The following is an 18,660-nucleotide window of genomic DNA, read 5'->3' as shown; positions in this document are numbered from 1 at the left end:
GCACGAACGAGTACTGTCGATTATGACTGCAGCCGGAGACGGAGATGGCGATGGCGACGACGATGCGGATCGCACCGAAACCGAACCGACTGACGCAGCCAACGGTACCGGCGATATCCATGGCACCGACGACGCCCATGACACCGACGGCACCGACGACACCGACGGCACCGACGACACCGACGCAAACTGGACCGACCCAGTCGACGAAACCGTACTCGAGTACATGGGCCGCGAAGAGTATTTCTCCCCCGATCAGATTGCAGCCGAAGACGTTTGTCGTGGTCCCCACGCAGCCTATCGCTGTCGCGAACTCACAAAGCGCGGGCTTCTGACGAAACATATGCCGGGCGTCTATGATATCACAGACCTCGGCGAGCAGGTGCTTGCGGGCGAGGTCGAGTTGGCTGAACTCGGTGATGATAGTGTGGAGGGGAACGCTGACGACGATGCTGAGGGCGCGGATCGTGAAGATGGCTCAGAGACTAGCGGTGCTGACTCTGAGGAGTGAGTTGGCAGAAAGACGGATACTGACACTGTAGTCGGGGTTGGTGGTGCTGTTGTCGCTGTTGTGGGTATGGTTGTTGTCGCTGCTGTGGGTATGGTTGTTGTCGTTGCTGTTGCTGAGATTTTGCTGCTGCTGAATGGTTGCTGTCGCTGAGGTTGCTGATACCGTGCTGCTGGTGCTGTTCACCAGACCGTTGAATCAGCCGAGGCTGCCGATAGAACGAGCGGGCCGACGTGGACGAAGCTGCCGACAGCAGCACTGAAACCGACACTCGCGACGACTAACCCAACCAGTTCTCTCCGTTTGTTTCCAAGATGTTCCGCTGCGTGCAGGCGTTCCGCTACGCGCTCTCGTTCACCGCAGGTGCGTGCGTTTCGAGAAACGCAGTCACTTCGTCACCACCAAGGAATCCATCCGCACGGCTCGCTACTTGCTCTCCCTCGTGAAACACCACGAGCTTCGGCACCGACCGAACGTCGAACCGCTCGACCAGTTCGAGGTCGTCTCTCGGATTCAGCATCCCGACGGGTACTCCCGTCGACCGCGCGACGTTGCCGAGCACCGGCTCCATCGCCTGACACAGCGAGCACCCCTTCGTGTACAACTCGACGAGACACGTTTCGTGACTCGCGACGAAGGACTCGAGTGCGTCGCTGTCGTCGAGGTCGGCTGGGGTCGGTGTGTGGTCGTCCATACTGGGACGTGGGGCCGACGTGCGAAACAAGTGACGACTGGCTCGGATTGTCGGTGGTCCGCATCGGTGTTCGTGTGACACCAGTCTGAACCACCGCCTGACAATCATGTCTCTCCCACCCATGACACACGTTCTTCCACTCGGTGCGCAAGTGTTGCCTGTCCGGTATTGCTCTCTCTACTGAGGTAGAGATTGAGTGGACAATTGGTCACTATTCCATCGTTCTCAGTATATTCGCCCACAACAATAGAGTTTTAGTAGTGGAAGTGGTTGTCTGGATCGAGTAGAAGATGACAGATGGGAACCTGACCTCAGCGGAAGAATCGGTACTGGAGAAAATCGAGTCAGAGGATGTCGACTTCCTCCGACTGCAGTTTACGGACATTCTGGGAACGGTCAAAAACGTCTCCGTTCCGGCCCGTCAGGCCGAGAAGGCGTTCACAGAGGGTATTTACTTCGACGGCTCCTCGATCGAGGGCTTCGTCCGCATTCAGGAATCGGACATGCGCCTCAAACCGGACCCGGAGACGTTCGCAATCCTTCCGTGGCGTAACAACGAGGACAGCGCAGCGGCCCGGATGATCTGTGACGTCTACGACACCTCGACGGGTGAACCGTTCGAGGGCGACCCACGCTACGTGCTGAAGAACGCACTCGAGCGCGCCAAGGAGATGGGTTACACGGTCAACGCCGCGCCAGAACCGGAGTTCTTCCTCTTCGAGGAGGACGAAGACGGTCGCGCAACGACGGAGACCGGTGACCACGGCGGCTACTTCGACCTCGCACCGAAAGACCTCGCAAGCGACGTTCGCCGCGACATTATCTACGGCCTCGAGGATATGGGCTTCGAGATCGAAGCCAGCCACCACGAGGTCGCCCGCGGCCAGCACGAGATCAACTTCGAGTACGACGATGCGCTGACGACGGCGGACAACGTTGGGACGTTCCGCACGGTCGTTCGCGCGATTGCGGCCCAGCACGACCTCCACGCGACGTTCATGCCCAAGCCGATCCCGAAGATCAACGGCTCGGGGATGCACACGCACCTCTCGCTGTTCACCGAGGACGGTGAGAACGCGTTCCACGACGAGGACGACGAGTTCGATCTTTCGGACACTGCACACTCGTTCCTCGCTGGCGTGCTTGAGCACGCACCCGCGATTACGGCGGTCGCGAACCCGACGGTTAACAGTTACAAACGCCTCGTGCCAGGCTACGAAGCACCAGTGTACGTCGCCTGGTCCGACCGCAACCGCTCGGCGTTGATCCGCAAACCTGCTGCCCGCGTGCCCGCTGCTTCGCGTGTCGAACTGCGCTCGCCTGACCCGTCCTGTAACCCGTACCTCGCCATCGCCGTCATGATCCACGCCGGACTGAACGGTATCGAGAACGATCTCGAGTGTCCCGACCCGGTTCGTGAGAACATCTACGAGTTCGACGAGCAGAAGCGCGAGGAGTACGGCATCGACACGCTGCCGTCGAACCTCGGCGAGGCCGTCGACGCCTTAGAGGAGGACGAGGCGATCTACAGCGCGCTCGGCGAGCACGTCGGACCGAAGTTCGTCGAGGCGAAGCGCCAGGAGTTCGAGGAGTACCTGATCGACGTCTCCCAGTGGGAACTCGACCGCTACCTCGAGACGTTCTGAGCCGCTCCCGGTGGCTTGATTTCGAGGTGTCGTCTCTGATCTGTGGCGTTCGGCTCTGCGACGCTCGATCTGATTTTTCGTTTCGAACCAGAACCGTGCTGTGACCGAATCGAGACCGGAGACTGTTTTGGGCTCGTCCTCCCACTCGCCGGTGAGACCAAATCCGTGACTGAACGCGACCCCACTCCCCCACAGCCACCAGCCGCACTCGACGATGAACTCGTCGAGGCACTCGAGTCGCACGACAGCGAGACGTTGCTGTCGGCCGCAGAATATGCGCTGTCACTCGCCGAGTGGACGGAATCGGCACCTGCTGATGGGGAGTCTTCGTCCTCGTCTACGTCTCCATCCACGTCTCAGCACCCGTCGCCGGAGTCGTCCTCGGAGTCGCCGCCGTCCGTTCCGGATCGCGCAGCCGTCTCTGTGGTCGAGATTGCGGGCGACCGGTACCGCTACTACCAGTGGCGCGAGGACGACGAAATCAAGTCGGAAACCGAGCGACTGGCAGACGAGTAGCCGGATGAGTGGCTACGGCTGCGGACCGGGTGCCAACTCAGGCCCCGCCGTACACCGGCACCGCAGCCCCGCTCGTGGCTGTCGCGCCATCGCTACAGAGAAACGCCATCATGGACGCGATTTCGGCGGGATCGACCCACGAGTCGTGATCCGCGTCGGCCATCATCTCTCGATTCATCGGCGTATCGATCACGCTCGGGAGCACGCAGTTCGCCCGAACGGTGCCCCGATTCTCCGCCGCAAGCGTCTCGGTGAGCAACTTGATCCCCGCTTTCGTGATCCGATAGGGGCCGTCGCCCTCGCCGCCCTCGAGTGCCGCGCGAGCGCTGACGCTGACGATCGATCCCTCGCTGTCCTGTAGGTGTGAGAGTGCATATTTCGACATGAGGAACGCCGATTTCAGGTTCACGTCGAGCAGCAGTTCGAACTCGTCGAGATCGGTGTCCTCGATAGGGTCGCCGCCGCGCCAGGTGCCGGCGATGTTCAGCAGGTGATCGATTCGGCCGTGATCGTTGATAATCTGTGTGATCACGGCGGAGACGTCCGCCTCGTTGGTCAGGTCAGCCTCGTAGAACGCCAGATCCGCCGTTTCTGATGGGTCCTGCTCGAGTAGGCTGTCCTCGTCGTCGGGTGTGACGATATCGACTGCACAGACGGTTGCGCCGTCTGCACGGAATCGCTCGACGACGGCGCTTCCGAGCGCCCCACTCGCGCCGGTGACGATTGCGACGCTATCCGTGAAGTCGAAGTCTGCAGTGTGCTGTGGCGACATAGCACAGTCTCCAACGAGCGGCCGGATGAATCTATGTGCTGCTTCTCGTTTCGGTTCTCTTCTGGTGCTCCCTCCCCCTACTCTCTTTGCGCCCTGCTGCTCTCTCACTCTCACTCCCGTTCCTACTTCCGCTTCCGCTCCCGCTCCCGCTATCGCTACTTCGAACCGGAAGACGGCGGCAACAACACGTGTTCGAACCAGAACTCGGAGACCGCCTCCGCAAGCGAGTAAAACGCATCCGCCTCTACGGGCTTGGTCAGATAGGCGTTTGCGGCCAGTTCGTAGCTGCGCTGTACGTCCTCTTCGGTCTCCGAACTCGCCAGGACGATCACCGGTAGCCGAACGAGCGACGCATCATCCCGTATTGCCTCGAGGAACGCGTGACCGTCAACGCTTGGCAGATCAAGGTCGAGCAACACCAGCGCGGGTAGCTCGGCGGTCTCGTCGGCCTGTCGCTGGGACAGTTCCTCGAGTGCAGTCTCGCCGTCGGGGGGGACAGTAAACGTCACGTCGACGGGGAGCTGCTCGAAGGCATCACGTGCGAGGTCTCTGTCGTTCGGATCGTCCTCGACCAGCAGGATATCGAACGGTTCCGCTCGTCGATCACTCATCACAGCCACCGTTTCTCCGAGGACGTTGCTACTCGTCGACGACACATCACTGGTAACACTCGAACGAGAATTCTCAACGAATCCGTTTAAACATAGGTGCTAAACGGTTTGGGAAGTCGACCGTTTCGCTCCAGAAAAAATGGCTCTGTTCCCGTGGGAGTCACACGTTCGTACAATTTGTCGCGCCACCACGGTTACGGATCGGGTGTGCTCACCTCACCAGCACTCGACGTGACACTCAAGCCCCTGGCCCTCATCACAGTGAGCGAATGCGTCTGATCGCCCACCGCGGCTTCGCCGCAACGGCTCCCGAGAACACCATCGCCGCTGTCCAATCTGCCGCGGCGTACGCGGACGCCGTCGAGTTCGACGTCCGACGCTGTGGCTCGGGCGAACTCGTCGTCATCCACGACGAGACGATCGAGCGCGTCACCGGCGGCGTCGCCACCGTCGCAGAGAGCAGCCTCGACGACCTTCAAACACACACCGTACTCGAGTCCGGCGAGCAAATTCCGACACTCGAGGAGATGCTCGAGGCCGTCCCGCCCGGCGTTGAGATCAACCTCGAGATGAAGGAACTGGGAATTGCGGCGGACGTGCTCGATGCACTCGAGGGCGTCGAGAATCGCGTGGTGACGACGTCGTTTCTCGCGCCGGAATTGCGGACGATCCGCGAGTTGGATTCGAGCCAGCCGACGGGGTTGCTCGTCAGTCGGCGACTCGAGACGCCGGTGACGACGGCGGTCGAACTCGACTGTGACGTGATCGGGGCGAACTACTGGCGCTGTTTGACGACGCAGCTGGTGCCGCGAGCGAAGACGGTGGATCTCGAGGTCCACGCGTGGTCGATCGAGCGTCGATTGACGGCGCTATTGCTCGGGCTTCGCGGTGTTGATTGTATTTCGGCGGATCGGCCGATTCGCGTATAACAGTCGTTGGTAATAGAGTTTGACAGTCATTGGTAGTTGGCTTTCTTTATCCAGAATGAGCGGTGAGAAGCGCAGTAAATGCAGGGTACACAGTTATTGAAGCGGTTATCGGTCTTTCCGAATTATGCCAAACGTCGCCTGCGGAATATCGAGCATGTATACAGCAGATTCTTTTCAAGGTATAGTAACACTGCAACTATTTACACACTGATCGCACAGTAGTCGTGCGATCAGGTGTGCATTGACTTGCAGTGGCTACTATAGGTGTTGGCTCACCTCTCAGGAACGGGTTGGCGTTGTACAGGGTAGTAGCGCAACGAGAGGCCGGGCTATACGATTATTGTGTGGCAACTCGTGCCATTACCTATGGGTGCAACGCTCGATGACATCGAATTTCTCGTTAGTTCGCCCCATCGTGTCGGGGTGCTCGACGCACTGACCAGCGGTCCGTGTGACCGGGACGAGCTCCGTACCGCAACAGGAGCGTCTTCTCCGACCATGGGCCGAGTCCTCGCCGACTTCCAAGACCGCCACTGGATCGAACGAGATGGGAAAACGTACCAGCTAACTGAGCTGGGTGAGTTCGTGGCCGGTTGGCTCGAGGACTTTTCGGACGCGATAGCGTATCAGCGGCGACTTCGCGAGGTCTGGCCGTGGTTACCACACGAGATCGACGGGTTTACTATCGAGTTGTTCACCGACGTGGTGATCTCCCAGCCAGGGCCCGGGTACCCCTACAAGCCGGTCGAACGTCTCACGGAACTCATAACAGCGACGGGAACGATGCGCGGATTTGGCATGGCACTGCTCAAATCGGGGAATCTGGAGCCGTTCTTCGACCATGTCCTGGATGGCTTGCACTGTGAATACATCTATCCACCCGACGTTTTCGAAGACCTCCTCTCGTGGGACGAAGACACAGTCGTGGAGACGGCGACGCGCGCCAACTACACGATCTTGTTACACGATGATCTGCCCCTCGACGACCAGTGTGGAATCTGTCTCTTCGATGACCGAGTCAGCATCTGCTGTTACGACACGGAAACGGGGGCGTTACAGTCACTTGTCGACACTGAGAGCGACGAGATGCGTGCGTGGGCGGAGTCGTACTACGAACGGTTCCGAGATGAAGCTCGACCGCTCGCCGACGCAACTGACCTCCTCTCGGCCGAATCGGCCCGATGATCGACGCCCCCAACGCAGATCGTCCTCGCGAGGGGTGCTTTCACGCCATGAAAGATTTCACTAGACATTTATACATCCATTCGCGGCGTACCTGCATTCGTGGTGAGAGGCCATGAGTGATCAGACACGTCAATCGGCCGGCTGGCAGATCGAACAGAGCGCTTCCGAGGCCTACGAACAGTATCTCGTGCCAGCGATTTTTGCGTCATGGACAGATCGACTGATCGAGACCGGTGAGATAGGCGAGGGAGATCGAGTCCTGGACGTTGCCTGTGGGACCGGCATCGTGGCGCGCCGTGCCACATCTCGGGTCGGTACGACTGGATCCGTTGTAGGGCTTGATATCAACGACGGAATGCTCACAGTGGCGGAGGAAGTCGCTACCGAGGTCCGCCCGCAGATCGAGTGGCGGCAGGGCGACGCGACTGCGCTTCCGTTCTCTGACGAGGAGTTCGACGTCGTCTGCTGTCAACAAGCGCTCCAGTTCTTCGACGACCCTGTCGCTGCAATCGGGGAGATGCATCGGGTTCTTGCGCCGGATGGACGCGTGGCACTGAGCGTCTGGCGACCGCTCGACTACCAGCCTGCATACGTCGTGTTAGCCGACGCCGTAGAGCGGTACATCGGCGACGAAGCTGGGGAGATGATGCGCTCTCCGTTCCCAGCGTGGGACGGGGAAGATCTCCGGACACTCGTTCAAGATGGGGGATTCGACGAGGTCTCGGTTACCATCGAGATCGGTTCCGTGCGCTATCCGTCGCCCTCGGAGTTCGTTCGCCGCGAGGTGGCTAGCTCACCGCTCGCCGAATCGATCGCAGCCCTCGACCGATCGGTGCGAGACGAACTGATTCACAGGGTCACGGATGCGTTGCACGCGTACAGCGACGACGAAGGAGTAGCCTCACCAATGGAATCGTACGTCGTCACCGCGGGTAGGTAGCAGAGCGGACAACGTCTTCGTTCGAGAGAAGCGCGACGGACTCAGCACGACGACACCATTCGCTTCGCGCCGTTATCATCTCGATTCGCCATCGAACACTAAGCACGTGCATCTTGTACGGAGCGCATCGACAGGCGAAGTCGTTCCCTGGGTCCGTGGTCGCTCACCTCTCCGGACACCGCAACAGCACAGGTTCCGCACGTCCCCAGCCCGCGACAGTTTCGGGTGTCAACTGGCCGTTGTGCGGTGACTTGTCCGCACCTCGTCTACGGTTCTCGCTCACTTTGTTCGCTCACGGGTCACGCTGTTCCCCGTTCGCTTTTCCGCGGTTCTCGCTCACTTCGTTCGCTCCGAACCGCGCTCGCTCCGAACCGCGCACCCTCCGAACCGCGCTCGTTCTGACTCGCACTGTTGTCGTGCGATCTGGTGTGCAGTGGCTCCCATAACTGACGGCTACACGCTGCGGAGTGACATGCACCAGTGTGGTGACCACCGAACGGTTGAGGGCGATGGGCCACGAAGCGACTACTATTCGTGTCGAACACCGACCGGACATACGATCTCGTCGTCTGGGGTGCAACCGGCGTCGCTGGCCGTCTCGTCGCCGAGTACCTCACTGAACAGTACAGGTCAGACGACCTCTCACTCGCCCTCGGTGGTCGCGACGAGACGCGGCTTCGCGAACTGGAAACTGCACTCGTGGAGCAGCGCGCCGGATGGGAGGAACTCCCGATCGTCATCGGCGATGCAACGGAGCCGGAGAGCCTGCGCACCATCGCCGAGGATACCCGCGTCGTCTGTACGACTGTCGGCCCGTACACGAAGTATGGCACGCCGCTCGTCGAGGCGTGTATCTCGGCCGGAACGGACTACTGCGATCTCACCGGGGAAGTAAACTGGATCCGGGAGATGATCGACCGGTACCACGACGATGCGGTCGATGCAGGCGCTCGTATCGTCCACAGTTGCGGGTTCGATTCGATCCCAGCCGACCTCGCCACGTTGCTCGTCCAGTCGTTCGCCATCGACGAGTTCGGAACGCCCTGTGATCTGGTTCGGATCTACCTCGAGGACGGTCGCGGCGGGGTAAGCGGCGGAACGATGTCCAGCATCGTCGAAGTGTTCCAGGCCACGTCCACCGATCCGATCGCCCGCAAGACCCTTCAAAACCCATATTCGCTGGCACCGCCAGGCGAACGTGACGGCGTCGATCCAGGCGTACAGACCCTCCCGAGCAAAGATCCACTGCGAGGGGAGTGGACTGCCCCGTCGCCGATGGCGGTCATGAACGAGCGAGTGATTCGACGGAGCAACGCCCTACTCGAGTACCCGTGGGGTCGCGAGTTCGAGTGTACGGAGGTCGTCCCCGTCGGATCGGGTCCCGTCGGTCTGGTGGGTGCAAGCGCCGTCACGGTCGGCCTCGGGGTGGCGACTGCGGCGCTGACTTTCGGTCCGACGCGGGAAGCCCTCCGTCGCTTCGTGTTCCCCGATCCGGGCGAGGGACCGACGAAAGCAGAGATCGAGGACGGATACTTTACGATTCGTGTGCTCGGTCGTGGAACCGCCACCGACGGGCCGTTCGTCGTCGAGAGTCGGATCAGCGCCGATCAGGATCCGGGATACGGCGCGACCGCGAAGATGCTCGGCGAGGCGGCGATGTGTCTCGTCTCCGACGAAATCGACTCGCCGCTCGAGGGCGGTATCCTCACCCCGGCGGCAGCTATCGGTGATCCGCTCGCCGACGGGTTGCGTCGGGCGGGACTGGGTGTTGAAGTGGGTGAGTGGGACCCCGATCAGACGTAGCAGTGAGGGTATTCGATACGCACGTGTAGTGACCGAATTCCGATTCAGTTTCAGGAATAGACCTGATCAAAGAAATCCTGATCGTAACTACTGCCAACGCGTGGAGTGTGCGGAAGGTCCATCTACCGAGTTCAGGCGAGCCAGTCCTCCGGCTTCGTGTCGTAATCCACGTCGTCGGCCGAGAGGTGTTCGACCGTGTCCCAGCGCACGTCTTCTGTCGTCACTTCCTCGCCGTCGTAGCGGATGAGCTTGCCCTGCTCTTCGGCCTCGGGTTCGCGGTTCCGCCGCTTTGCGACCTCTATATCGTGCTCGTTGACCTCCTTGACGATCGTCAGCAGGTTCACCGGTCGCCCCCAGAGCTCGAAGATGCGCTTTAGTGTCTCCGTCGCCTTCCCGAGATCGAGCATTACGCCGTTGTACTGGTGGCCCAGCAGCAGTTCGTTCGCGTTGTTGTAGTTGCCGTCGTAGACCGCGATGGTCGGCTTCCCGAAGTTGGTGAACTGCAACAGGAGCTTCTTCTTGACGTCCTCGGCGGCGTCGCTGGCGACGTGGAACTGGCCCGTCGCCTTCGAGTGTTCGTAGGTGAAGTAGTTGTTCTCCGTGATGAACTCCTGCGTGAGGAACTCGTCTAAGAACGTCACGTCGTTGTGGCTCTCGCGCACGTCGAAGAGCCGATCCCAGCCCGCAGTGTAGTTGACCTCAGCGAGTGCCTCCTCGACCGAGGAGTAGCGGGCGTCGTCGAACAGATACCGCCCGATTCGCTCGAGTTCGTTCTGGTTGACCCGACGCAGGAACCCGCGGTTCTGGCGCTTGACAAGCGAGTAGTGGCGACGCGCGAGTCCCTCGTAGGTGAGCACCTTCCAGGGGTAGCGGTCGACGTCGATCTCGCCCTCGCGAGCCAACTCGAGTGCCTCGTGGTCGAGCCACTCGTCGGGCACGTCCGCAGTCGCGAGGTCGTCGATCGTCTCCGACGTGATCGAGTCGAGTTCGGCGGGCGGCTCGAGCTGGTCGCGTACGTCGTCGAAGTCGACGACATCGGTGAGGTTGCGCCAGGAGATGCCCTCGACGCGGAGCAAGTGCTCTAGGACCTCCTGGCGGTTCGTCGTGTTCTCGACGTACTCCCACAGCTCCATGCCGAGGCTGTAGGGGTTGAGTCCGCCGGAGGCGAGCACCTTCGCCATGTGGTCGGCGTAGTTCATGAACTCGTCCGCGCCGGCGAAGCCCTCGTCGGTCATCATCGTCGACTCCCAGTAGGCGGCCCAGCCCTCGTTCATCACCTTGGTCATCTTCTGGGCGGCGAAGTAGTACGCCTCGGCGCGCATCATGTCGAGCACGTCCCGTTGCCACTCTTCCATTTCGACGGCGCGCTCGGCATCGGGATCGTACTGCTTGCCGTGTTCGCGGACGAACGCGAGGAGGTCTTTCTGGGGCACCTCGGGGAACGTGATACCGCCGTCCTCCCCTTCGAGGCGCTCGAGCCACTCCTCGTCGAACACCTCACCCTTGATCTCGTCGGAGAGTTCGAGCTCGTCGAGTTTTTCGGCGAGGTCCTCGTCGAGATCGGCCGTCACTGCGGGGCCGTCGACGTCGAGCCGACGCTCGAATACCTGGTGCTGATCGATGTTGTCTTCCAGACTGAGACAGTGATCGATCCACTTCTCGACCTCGGCGCGGTCGATTTCGGGATCGGACATGTACTCGTCGATCGCGCGGGCGTGGCGTTCGAGCATGGCCGCCGCGTTGACCTGTTCTTCGTCAGCTCGGCCGCTGGTGAAGAGGCCGAACCACTCGTTTTTCGCGAAGAAATCCGAGTGGGCCTCGACGTGGGTGATGACGGCCTTCTGGTCGGCGATCGTGTTCGACTCCTGGAGGAACGCGTGAGCCGGGTTGTCGTTGTTGACGATTTCGAAGGCCTTGCCGCCGCCGTACTGGCCCTGCTTTTGCTGGCGGTCGTACTGCATCCCCCACCGCCAGTGTGGGTACCGCGACTGGAACCCGCCGTAGGCGATGAGCTCGTTCATCTCGTCGTAGTCGATGATCCAGTAGTTGACCGGGTACGGCTCGAGGCCAAGTTTTGTCGCCAAGTTGCGGGCTTCGGTGACCGGCTCCTCGAGTTCGGTCGCGATCGCCTGTTTGCGGAATCTGTCGGCGTTGGTGTTTCGTTTACTCATGGGAACCACCGGTGTTCGCGGAGTCGTTACTCATCTGACTCACTCTCCGTGCTGAGGATCTCGTAGATCGCGTCGGTCACGTCGTCGGCGTCGTTGACGTACGCGATTGCCACGTCGTCGGCGTCAGTGCCGAAGTGGCGCTCGAGTTCCTCGGCGTGGGTCGCGTTGATCGCGTTCCCGCTCGGCTGAGTTTCCACGTAGGCGTGGAGATTCGCGGGGATCTGTTCCATCATCGGGATCACGCGCTCTTCGGTGTCGTTGGAGGAGTTCTCGGAGTCACCCGCCGCGAAGACGTAGCGGTTCCAGTCGCTCCAGGGGTACTCCTCTAACAGTTCGGCGGCGAGTTCGTACGCACTCGAGATCTTCGTGCCGCCGCCGGAGCGGATGCCGAAGAAGTCGTCGCGTTCGACCGCCCAGGCCTCGGCGTCGTGGGCGATGTAGACGAACTCGGCGTTGTCGTACTTGCCCTGGAGGTACCAGTCCAGCGGGGTGAACGTCCGCTCGACGAGTTCGCGTTTCTTCTCGCGCATCGAGCCGGAGACGTCGCGGATGTTGACGACGACGACGTTCTTCTCTTTCTCCTCGATGATCTCGGGGTAGCGGTACCGTTCGTCTTCGCGCCGGAAGGGGACGTGTTTGATTCCCTCGCGCTGGATCTGCTGCTGGACGCTCTCGCGTTCGACGTTGGCCTCGACCTCCGAAATTGAACTCCACGTTCCCCGTTCGGACTCGGGAACGTCGCTGTAGGCTTCCTCGACCCAGGCCATCGAGACGGGGATGTTCTCGTTTCGCGCCCACTCGAAGACGTCTCGTGGCGTGATGCCCTCGACCTTGCAGAGTTCTTTGAGGAACTCCTCGTCGAAGTCCATCGCGAGCTTACGCTTGAGACCCTCCTTGAACATCCGCTCGAAGTCGAGCGTACTGTCCGGGCCGGTTCGGGTGAGGTCGGTGAACGGTCCTTCCTTTTCCTCGATGACGCGTTTCCCCTTCGGCTCGAGGTCGAGCCCGAGTTCCTCGTCGAGTTCTTCGGCGAACTCCTCGGGATCCATCTCGTAGTACTCGTGCTCGCCACCTTCCTCGCCGGGTTCGCCGTCCTCGTCGCCGTCACCCGGCTGGGGTTGTGGCTGGCCGACCGGCTGGCCTGGCTGTGGCGTGCCGTCTTCGCCCTGGCCGACGCCGCCCTGGTCGCGCTGGTCGTACTCGAACTCGGGCAAGGAGACGATTTTGACCGGGATGTTGATCTGGTCGGGTCGGCCGCTCCCGAGTTCGCCGTACTGGATGAAGTCGGCCAGATCCTCGCGGCGCTGTTCGCCAACCTCACGGAATCGTTCGAGGTCGTCTCTCAGTCCCATGATTGTACCTCGCGGTCAGTCGTCCTCGTCAGTCCCATCTGTAGCTCACCTGTCCCATGACGTGTCTGCTGGTCAGTTCGGCCGACGCCTCGGAGTAGTCGAACTCGGAGACCAAGGTGTCGATCGTCGACTCCTTGACGGACGCCGTCTCGGTCCCGCTCGGCGGGTCGTCCCACTGGCGCGGATCGAAGTCCTCGAAGGTCCGACTCACGTCGTCCCAGTCGTGGCTCTCCAGGACCGACTTGATAACGGGGATCGCCGTCAGGTCCACGTCGGCCACCGAGAAGTCCTCGTCGCGGTGCTCCCAGGCGTGACGATTGAGGGAGGTGATCACCTTCTCGCGGCGGAAGTTTCGGACACTCTCCCGGGGAAGGTTCCCCTGGTACTCGTCCTCGGAGAACCGACCGAGATGCTCGATTTCGAACAGCTTCATCTTCAGTGGATCCGGTTCGACCTGTTCGCCGCGGTCGTTGTACAGCGGTTCGTCGGTTTCCCAGGCGTAGACCTGTTCGACGTACTCGCCGACGGTCTCCTCGTCGACGCGTTTTTCGTGCATGATAGCCTCGATGACGTCTGACTCCTGGCGGTCGAAGATGTAGTTCTTGACCGGGACGACGCGGTTTTCGAACTCCGAGCGCTCGCCGGTCGAGAAGACGGGTGCGTTCGCCATCCCCTCGGCCATCGCGTTCAGCACGTCGCGGGGCATGACGACGTCCTCGACGGCCAGGTCGGCGTGGTGGCGGTCCCGTTCAGTTTGAAGCAACTCCGCGAGCGTATCGCGGGTGTAGGTGACCGGAATGCCGTGGTCGCCGTCGTGGCCGTCGTCGTCGAAGTCGAACTCGTCCTTTTCGCGACGGGTGTCGCCCTCCTGCAGGTAGCCCTGATCGTAGATCAATGCCTTGTCGACCAGGTCGAGCCCGTTCGGCAGGTCCTCCTCGTCGAGGCGGGTCACGACGGCGTACAGGGCCGCTGCCTCGATAGCGTGCGGGGCGAACTCGCGCATTCGCGTCTCGCCGTCCTGGCCCTTGATCGTCGCCCGCACCGGCTCGCGAATGCGCTCCTCGAGTTCGTCGTAGCTGTCGGCCTCCCAGACCTCGGTCTCGTTGGTCAGCTCGCGGCGGATAAGTTCTGACTCGAGGCTCAGGTTGGTCAGATAGCCAAAGCGGTGCTTGTCGAGCCGACGTTTGAGCGCCTTCAGTGGATCCATGCCGTTACGGTCGGCGTGCTGATTCAGCTGGGCTTCGAGGTCGGGGTTCGAGATGATGAGTAGTTGGGTGTCGACGTCCATCCCGATGCCCTTGTCCAGTTTGACGGACTGTTCGTCGGGAACGTTTAGCAGCTTCTGCAGCAGATCGGCGTGCTGGGCGGCATCCTCGACGATCGTGAGGACGCCGTTACCCTGCGACAGCACGCCGTCGTAGCTGAACGCCTGCGGGTTCTTCCGTCCGCGCGAGTCGAGTTCCTGGAGCATGCCGTGCATCCAGGAGCCGACGAGACGCTCCTTCGGCCGCCCCTCGTCCTCCGAGTGCAGGACGCCGACGCCCTGCCCGATGTCGACGACGTAGTTCTTCACCCGAAGGTGCTCGCTGTCTGCAATCGCCGAGAACAGTTCCTCGCTTCCCTCCCGGCGGTAGCGCTCTTCGAGGAAGTCATAGGCCTCCCGCGAGAACGGATCGAGTTCGGTGTCGACCCGAACCGGAACGTGGTCCTCGAGTTGCTCGTTCAGATCGGCAAGCACCTGCGAGCGAACTTGCTCCGGAAAGACCGACAACGGGTGGGACTGGACCGGGCTCTGGTACCAGTTCTGGTCGTCTCCCGCCGTCGGGTCGACGCCGTAGCTCAGGCTCCGGTCGCTCGTCTCGGCGGTCGCGACGTTCCACTCGATGGTGTACCGACGCCCCTCTGGCGTCTTCGAGTACTCCCGGAGCCCGTTGACGAGACAGCGCTTGAGTTCGGACTTGCCCGTCGCGGTCGGCCCCTCGAACCAGATGATCTTCTCGTCTTTCGCCCGGCCGGCGGCGATCGAGCGGAGATCGTCGACGAAGCCGTTCAACACCTCCGTGTTGCCCAGGATGGCGTGCTCGCCGTCGTTGTGCGGATCGTCGAAGAAGCGGTAGCGCTCCTTCTCCTCACCTTCCTCGACTACCGTGCGGGTACCGGCCGCTTCGATCGCCTCGAGCAGGTACTTCGAAGCGTGAGAGGCGATCGTCGGATTCTCGAAGATTCGGTCGACGTACGCCGCGAGCGCCATCGGCTCCTCGTAGGTCTCCTCGAGTTCCCGGTCGGCCTCGGTGACGTAGTCGTGTCCGGTCATATTAGTCTTCCATCTCTGCCTTGGCGACCTCCGCGCCGGCGAACTCGAGTACCTCCTTGGCGCCGTCCTCGGAGTAGCCCTGTTCCATCAGCGCGTCGATCCAGGCGGAGCGTTCGTCGTCGTCGAACTCGTTGGCCGACACCAGCGCGGAGAAGTTGATGTTGTGCTTCTTGTCCTCCCAGAGTTTGCGTTCCAAGGCACGGCGCAGGCGCTCGTTGTCCTGTGGGTTGAACGCTTCGCCCTCGCGAGCACGGCGGCTGACCCAGTTCGAGACCTCCTGTCGGAAGTCCTCCTTGCGGTCTTCGGGGATGTCGAGTTTCTCCTCGACCGAGCGGAGGAAGGTCTCGTCGGGTTCCTGTTCGCGGCCGGTGAGTTCGTCCTCGATCGTGTCGTCGTCGATGTAGGCCATTACGTGGTCCATGTACTTCTCGCCCTGGCGCTGGATCTCGTCCAGATCGTAGGCAAGTGCGTGGCGCACGTCCTCGATGGCGCGTTCTTTGTACTCCTCGCGGACTGTCTCTAAGTAGCGGTAGTACGTCTCGAAGTTGTCCTCGGGGATGGAGCCGTGGTGCTCTAAGTTCTCCTCGAAGAAGTTGAACACCGTCAGCGGCGAGAGGAAGCCCCGGGAGCGGTGTTTGGAGTCCATGATCGCCTCCGCGATCTCGTCGCCGATAAACCGGGGCGAGACGCCGACCATGCCCTCACCGATCTCCGCCTTCTGCTCGGCTTCGTCGCGGAGCTTTTTGATGTCGATATCGTCGCCCTCGTCGATCTCGCCGTTGTACGCTTTCGCCTTCGAGAGGAGGTCGACAGTCTCCGCGTCGGGTTCCTCGATCCGGGTGAGGACGCCAAAGAGGCCAGCCATCTCGAGCGTGTGGGGTTCGACGTTGATGTCCGGTACGTCGGCGTTGTTCAGCATCTTCTCGTAGATCATCGACTCGTCCTCGTAGGAGAGGACGTACGGGAAGTCGATCCGCTTCGTGCGGTCGTTGAACGCCTCCATCTTCTCGTCGCCCTTCTTGTCCTTGTACTCGGGCATGTTCGTCCGGCCGACGATCACCTGGTCGATGTCGATGCGGGGGTTGTTCTTCGGCTTGATCGTCTGCTCCTGGGTGGCGTGCAGGAAGTCGTAGAGGAACTCCCGCTGGAGTTTGAGCAGTTCTTCCCCGCTGAAGATCCCACGGTTCGCGTTACAGAACGCCCCTGAATAGTCGAACGCCCGCGGGTCGGACTCGCCGTAGATGGCGATCTTCGAGTAGTTGACGTCGCCAGTGAGTTCGGTCTCGTCCTGATTCTTCTTGTCCTTGGGCTCGAACGTCTCCAGGCCCTGGCGCTTGTTCTCGTCGGCGACGAAGCGGATGATCTCGACGTGGTTCTCCAGCACCTGCTGGAGGTCGTCGTCGTAGTAGGCGAGCAGCCTGTCCATATAGAACTCGCTCTCGGGGTCGAGCGATTGCTCGTTCTGGATCGTATAGGGTGCGTCGAGGCGCTCGTTGATGTCGTCGATCACGCGCTGGCGCTGCTCGCGTGGCAGGAGGACGAGCGGATCCTGATTCATCGGCGAGCGAACGGTGTCGTCGGCTGGATCCTGGTCTTTGATGACGTCACAGAGGTTCGTCCAGCGGAAGGTGTACATCCGGCCCTCCTCGCGGAGCGTGTAGTCCTCGAAGTACTCCCGCACCTGCTTGTCGAAGTGGGATTTGCCCGAACCGACCGGGCCGAGCAGGAGTTTGATACGCCGCTCGGGACCCAGACGGCGAGCACCCGATTTCACCTTGTTCACAAATTCGTGAATCGATTGATGAATGACTTTCCCGTAGAAGGTGTTCTCACCGTCGTTTAGCGGGTCTTCACTCGCTAGCTGGTACTCGACGACACCCTCTGTTTCGTCGTAGGTGGTGCCGTAGTAGTCGAACATATCCGCAACGCGCTGGTGGGCGTTGCGGGTCACCTTGGGGTCTGCGTACACCTCCTCTAGATACCAGTCGAAGGATTTGGTCTCCCGCAGGTCTGCGGGCATCGATTCCTTGTACTCCGCGCTGAGGTCCTCGAGCGTCTCGATGTCACCAGTCATGTTATCTTGCCAGTTGTGGATCCCCGTCGATTGGGTCGCGTTCGTCGGTCGTCAGTGTCGGTGTCGGTGTCGATCCGTGATCGCACCTGTGAGCGCTCTCGCAAACGCACGAGGCGACGAAACAGCGTGGGTCCTGCATCGGAGGCTCATCGACGGCTCGACTGCCAGTCACAGCCGATCCGCGGGTGACTCTCGTGGGTTCCCTCCAGACCGAGACGGGGTCTCTCGGCGAGGGCGCGTTCGGACGAGCGTCGGCGACGACGGTCTGTTGTGTCATGTGCGAACACCCACCACGCACCAGTGCGAGACGACTGTGTCTGGAGTCTCGCACGACGGCGTTCCACGGTCGGGCGTGGGGTAAATCGGTCCAGTGGACGGATACCGATAGTATTTAATGAGTGAGTAATCCAGGTACTTAACGTTGGCCCCAAAAGATATTTGTCAGGAGTGGATTAGCGGCAATTTGTACCGATACGCGGCGCTGCCAACTGATACCACGGCACTCATTTCGTGAGTATCGATGTAAATTCCCGGCCTGCATTACCGTGGTTTGCTCGCGCGCGCTCTCCTAGAAACGGTGATACGTTCGCCACTATGTGTTTCTGGATCTATCGCACCGGCTGAGAATTCCAGTCGACAGCCCCCGCTTTGCCCCACATCCTCGAGGATCACGACGAGCCTTTAGGGACGCTTCACCAACCTGCAGCCATGACCGCACTCGAGTCCCTGCCGGAGTCCTGGACCGTCTGGTCCGAGGGCGAGGACGGTCGGCTCGTTCTCGCCTACCGACCCGACGTGTTCAACGGCGACGACTTCCCTGCCCCCTGTTTGCCGACGCTGTACCTTACGCACGGCAAGCGAACCCGTCGTCCGGGACAGAACCCGAGTGATACGACGGGTCGGACCGACTGGTACGTCACGTTCTATCTCGAACCCGAGGTGACACTCGAGGGCGGCACTAACTTTCCGACCCGGACCGAGGCACTCACGGCGGCGATCGACCTCGCCGAGCAGTTCGACGCCGGTGAGGTCGACTACCGTGCATGCTACCAGGTGCCGCGAGAGCACTACTTCGAGCGGTTAGACGAGCTTACCGGCCGTGGATCGTCCACGCCAGATGATCCGGAATAGGGGTCTCCCCAGTG

15 protein-coding genes and 1 pseudogene are annotated in these 18,660 nt (G+C 61.2%); 8 read left to right on the top strand and 8 right to left on the bottom strand.

Going from position 1 to position 18,660, the window contains the following annotated elements:
* Positions 1–22 precede the first annotated feature (22 nt).
* Positions 23–511 (top strand): hypothetical protein, encoded by a 489-nt coding sequence (locus C483_RS17885; RefSeq protein ID WP_006654770.1) that lies wholly within the window; start codon positions 23–25, stop codon positions 509–511.
* Between the two features lie 337 nt (positions 512–848).
* Here the strand turns inward: C483_RS17885 and C483_RS17880 are convergent, their stop codons facing one another.
* Entirely contained in the window at positions 849–1,202 is a 354-nt protein-coding gene (locus tag C483_RS17880; RefSeq protein WP_006654769.1) for a thioredoxin family protein, read from the bottom strand.
* 290 nt (positions 1,203–1,492) lie between these two features.
* Between C483_RS17880 and glnA the strand changes: the two genes are divergently transcribed.
* Both glnA and C483_RS17870 read left to right on the top strand, forming a co-directional pair.
* Entirely contained in the window at positions 1,493–2,848 is a 1,356-nt protein-coding gene (glnA, locus tag C483_RS17875) for a type I glutamate--ammonia ligase (protein WP_006654768.1), read from the top strand.
* Positions 2,849–3,013: 165 nt separating this feature from the next.
* Positions 3,014–3,364, top strand: a complete 351-nt coding sequence (locus C483_RS17870; protein WP_049912909.1) for a hypothetical protein — start codon at positions 3,014–3,016, stop codon at positions 3,362–3,364.
* A 37-nt stretch (positions 3,365–3,401) separates the two neighbouring features.
* Here the strand turns inward: C483_RS17870 and C483_RS17865 are convergent, their stop codons facing one another.
* Together C483_RS17865 and C483_RS17860 are read right to left on the bottom strand one after the other, a co-directional pair.
* Positions 3,402–4,136, bottom strand: a complete 735-nt coding sequence (locus tag C483_RS17865; RefSeq protein WP_006654766.1) for an SDR family oxidoreductase — start codon at positions 4,134–4,136, stop codon at positions 3,402–3,404.
* 155 nt (positions 4,137–4,291) lie between these two features.
* Complete coding sequence (locus C483_RS17860) at positions 4,292–4,747, bottom strand: response regulator (protein WP_049912908.1); 456 nt, start codon at positions 4,745–4,747, stop codon at positions 4,292–4,294.
* Between the two features lie 269 nt (positions 4,748–5,016).
* On the opposite strand from C483_RS17860, the gene C483_RS17855 reads away from it, so the two are divergent.
* The 3 genes from C483_RS17855 to C483_RS17845 all read left to right on the top strand — a co-directional run bounded on the left by C483_RS17855 (position 5,017) and on the right by C483_RS17845 (position 7,801).
* On the top strand, positions 5,017–5,676 hold the full coding sequence (locus C483_RS17855; RefSeq protein WP_006654764.1) for a glycerophosphodiester phosphodiesterase: 660 nt from the start codon (positions 5,017–5,019) through the stop codon (positions 5,674–5,676).
* 366 nt (positions 5,677–6,042) lie between these two features.
* Positions 6,043–6,861, top strand: coding sequence for a helix-turn-helix transcriptional regulator (locus C483_RS17850; protein ID WP_006654763.1), 819 nt, complete (start codon positions 6,043–6,045; stop codon positions 6,859–6,861).
* Positions 6,862–6,973: 112 nt separating this feature from the next.
* Positions 6,974–7,801 (top strand): class I SAM-dependent methyltransferase, encoded by an 828-nt coding sequence (locus C483_RS17845; RefSeq protein ID WP_006654762.1) that lies wholly within the window; start codon positions 6,974–6,976, stop codon positions 7,799–7,801.
* A 128-nt stretch (positions 7,802–7,929) separates the two neighbouring features.
* Here C483_RS17845 and C483_RS21200 read toward each other — a convergent pair.
* Positions 7,930–8,084, bottom strand: a pseudogene (locus tag C483_RS21200) (2Fe-2S iron-sulfur cluster-binding protein); the annotation flags it as partial.
* 251 nt (positions 8,085–8,335) lie between these two features.
* Between C483_RS21200 and C483_RS17840 the strand changes: the two are divergent.
* Positions 8,336–9,604: a saccharopine dehydrogenase family protein gene (locus tag C483_RS17840; RefSeq protein WP_006654761.1), complete on the top strand. Its 1,269-nt coding sequence runs from the start codon at positions 8,336–8,338 to the stop codon at positions 9,602–9,604.
* 131 nt (positions 9,605–9,735) lie between these two features.
* On the opposite strand, the gene C483_RS17835 is transcribed toward C483_RS17840, so the two are convergent.
* The 4 genes from C483_RS17835 to C483_RS17820 are packed head-to-tail and all read right to left on the bottom strand — an operon-like array spanning position 9,736 to position 17,515.
* The gene (locus tag C483_RS17835) at positions 9,736–11,775 is read right to left on the bottom strand and encodes a SpoVR family protein (RefSeq protein WP_006654760.1); all 2,040 of its coding nucleotides are present in this window, start codon (positions 11,773–11,775) and stop codon (positions 9,736–9,738) included.
* Positions 11,776–11,801: 26 nt separating this feature from the next.
* Complete coding sequence (locus C483_RS17830) at positions 11,802–13,127, bottom strand: YeaH/YhbH family protein (RefSeq protein WP_006654759.1); 1,326 nt, start codon at positions 13,125–13,127, stop codon at positions 11,802–11,804.
* Positions 13,128–13,155: 28 nt separating this feature from the next.
* Entirely contained in the window at positions 13,156–15,441 is a 2,286-nt protein-coding gene (locus C483_RS17825; protein WP_006654758.1) for a PrkA family serine protein kinase, read from the bottom strand.
* 1 nt (position 15,442) lies between these two features.
* The gene (locus C483_RS17820; protein ID WP_006654757.1) at positions 15,443–17,515 is read right to left on the bottom strand and encodes a PrkA family serine protein kinase; all 2,073 of its coding nucleotides are present in this window, start codon (positions 17,513–17,515) and stop codon (positions 15,443–15,445) included.
* Positions 17,516–18,223: 708 nt separating this feature from the next.
* Between C483_RS17820 and C483_RS17815 the strand changes: the two genes are divergently transcribed.
* Entirely contained in the window at positions 18,224–18,646 is a 423-nt protein-coding gene (locus C483_RS17815; RefSeq protein ID WP_006654756.1) for a DUF5820 family protein, read from the top strand.
* The last annotated feature ends 14 nt before the right edge of the window (positions 18,647–18,660 follow it).

The organism is Natrialba hulunbeirensis JCM 10989 (assembly GCF_000337575.1).
Classification (GTDB): domain Archaea; phylum Halobacteriota; class Halobacteria; order Halobacteriales; family Natrialbaceae; genus Natrialba; species Natrialba hulunbeirensis.
The sequence above is the reverse complement of the archived record's forward strand: the minus strand, read 5'-3'. Positions and strand labels throughout refer to the sequence as shown.

Coding starts and splice junctions, on each gene's coding strand:
- C483_RS17885 (WP_006654770.1), top strand. CDS start 23: ATGACTGCAGCCGGAGACGGAGATGGCGATGGCGACGACGATGCGGAT.
- C483_RS17880 (WP_006654769.1), bottom strand. CDS start 1,202: ATGGACGACCACACACCGACCCCAGCCGACCTCGACGACAGCGACGCA.
- glnA (WP_006654768.1), top strand. CDS start 1,493: ATGACAGATGGGAACCTGACCTCAGCGGAAGAATCGGTACTGGAGAAA.
- C483_RS17865 (WP_006654766.1), bottom strand. CDS start 4,136: ATGTCGCCACAGCACACTGCAGACTTCGACTTCACGGATAGCGTCGCA.
- C483_RS17860 (WP_049912908.1), bottom strand. CDS start 4,747: ATGAGTGATCGACGAGCGGAACCGTTCGATATCCTGCTGGTCGAGGAC.
- C483_RS17855 (WP_006654764.1), top strand. CDS start 5,017: ATGCGTCTGATCGCCCACCGCGGCTTCGCCGCAACGGCTCCCGAGAAC.
- C483_RS17850 (WP_006654763.1), top strand. CDS start 6,043: ATGGGTGCAACGCTCGATGACATCGAATTTCTCGTTAGTTCGCCCCAT.
- C483_RS17845 (WP_006654762.1), top strand. CDS start 6,974: ATGAGTGATCAGACACGTCAATCGGCCGGCTGGCAGATCGAACAGAGC.
- C483_RS17835 (WP_006654760.1), bottom strand. CDS start 11,775: ATGAGTAAACGAAACACCAACGCCGACAGATTCCGCAAACAGGCGATC.
- C483_RS17830 (WP_006654759.1), bottom strand. CDS start 13,127: ATGGGACTGAGAGACGACCTCGAACGATTCCGTGAGGTTGGCGAACAG.
- C483_RS17825 (WP_006654758.1), bottom strand. CDS start 15,441: ATGACCGGACACGACTACGTCACCGAGGCCGACCGGGAACTCGAGGAG.
- C483_RS17820 (WP_006654757.1), bottom strand. CDS start 17,515: ATGACTGGTGACATCGAGACGCTCGAGGACCTCAGCGCGGAGTACAAG.
- C483_RS17815 (WP_006654756.1), top strand. CDS start 18,224: ATGACCGCACTCGAGTCCCTGCCGGAGTCCTGGACCGTCTGGTCCGAG.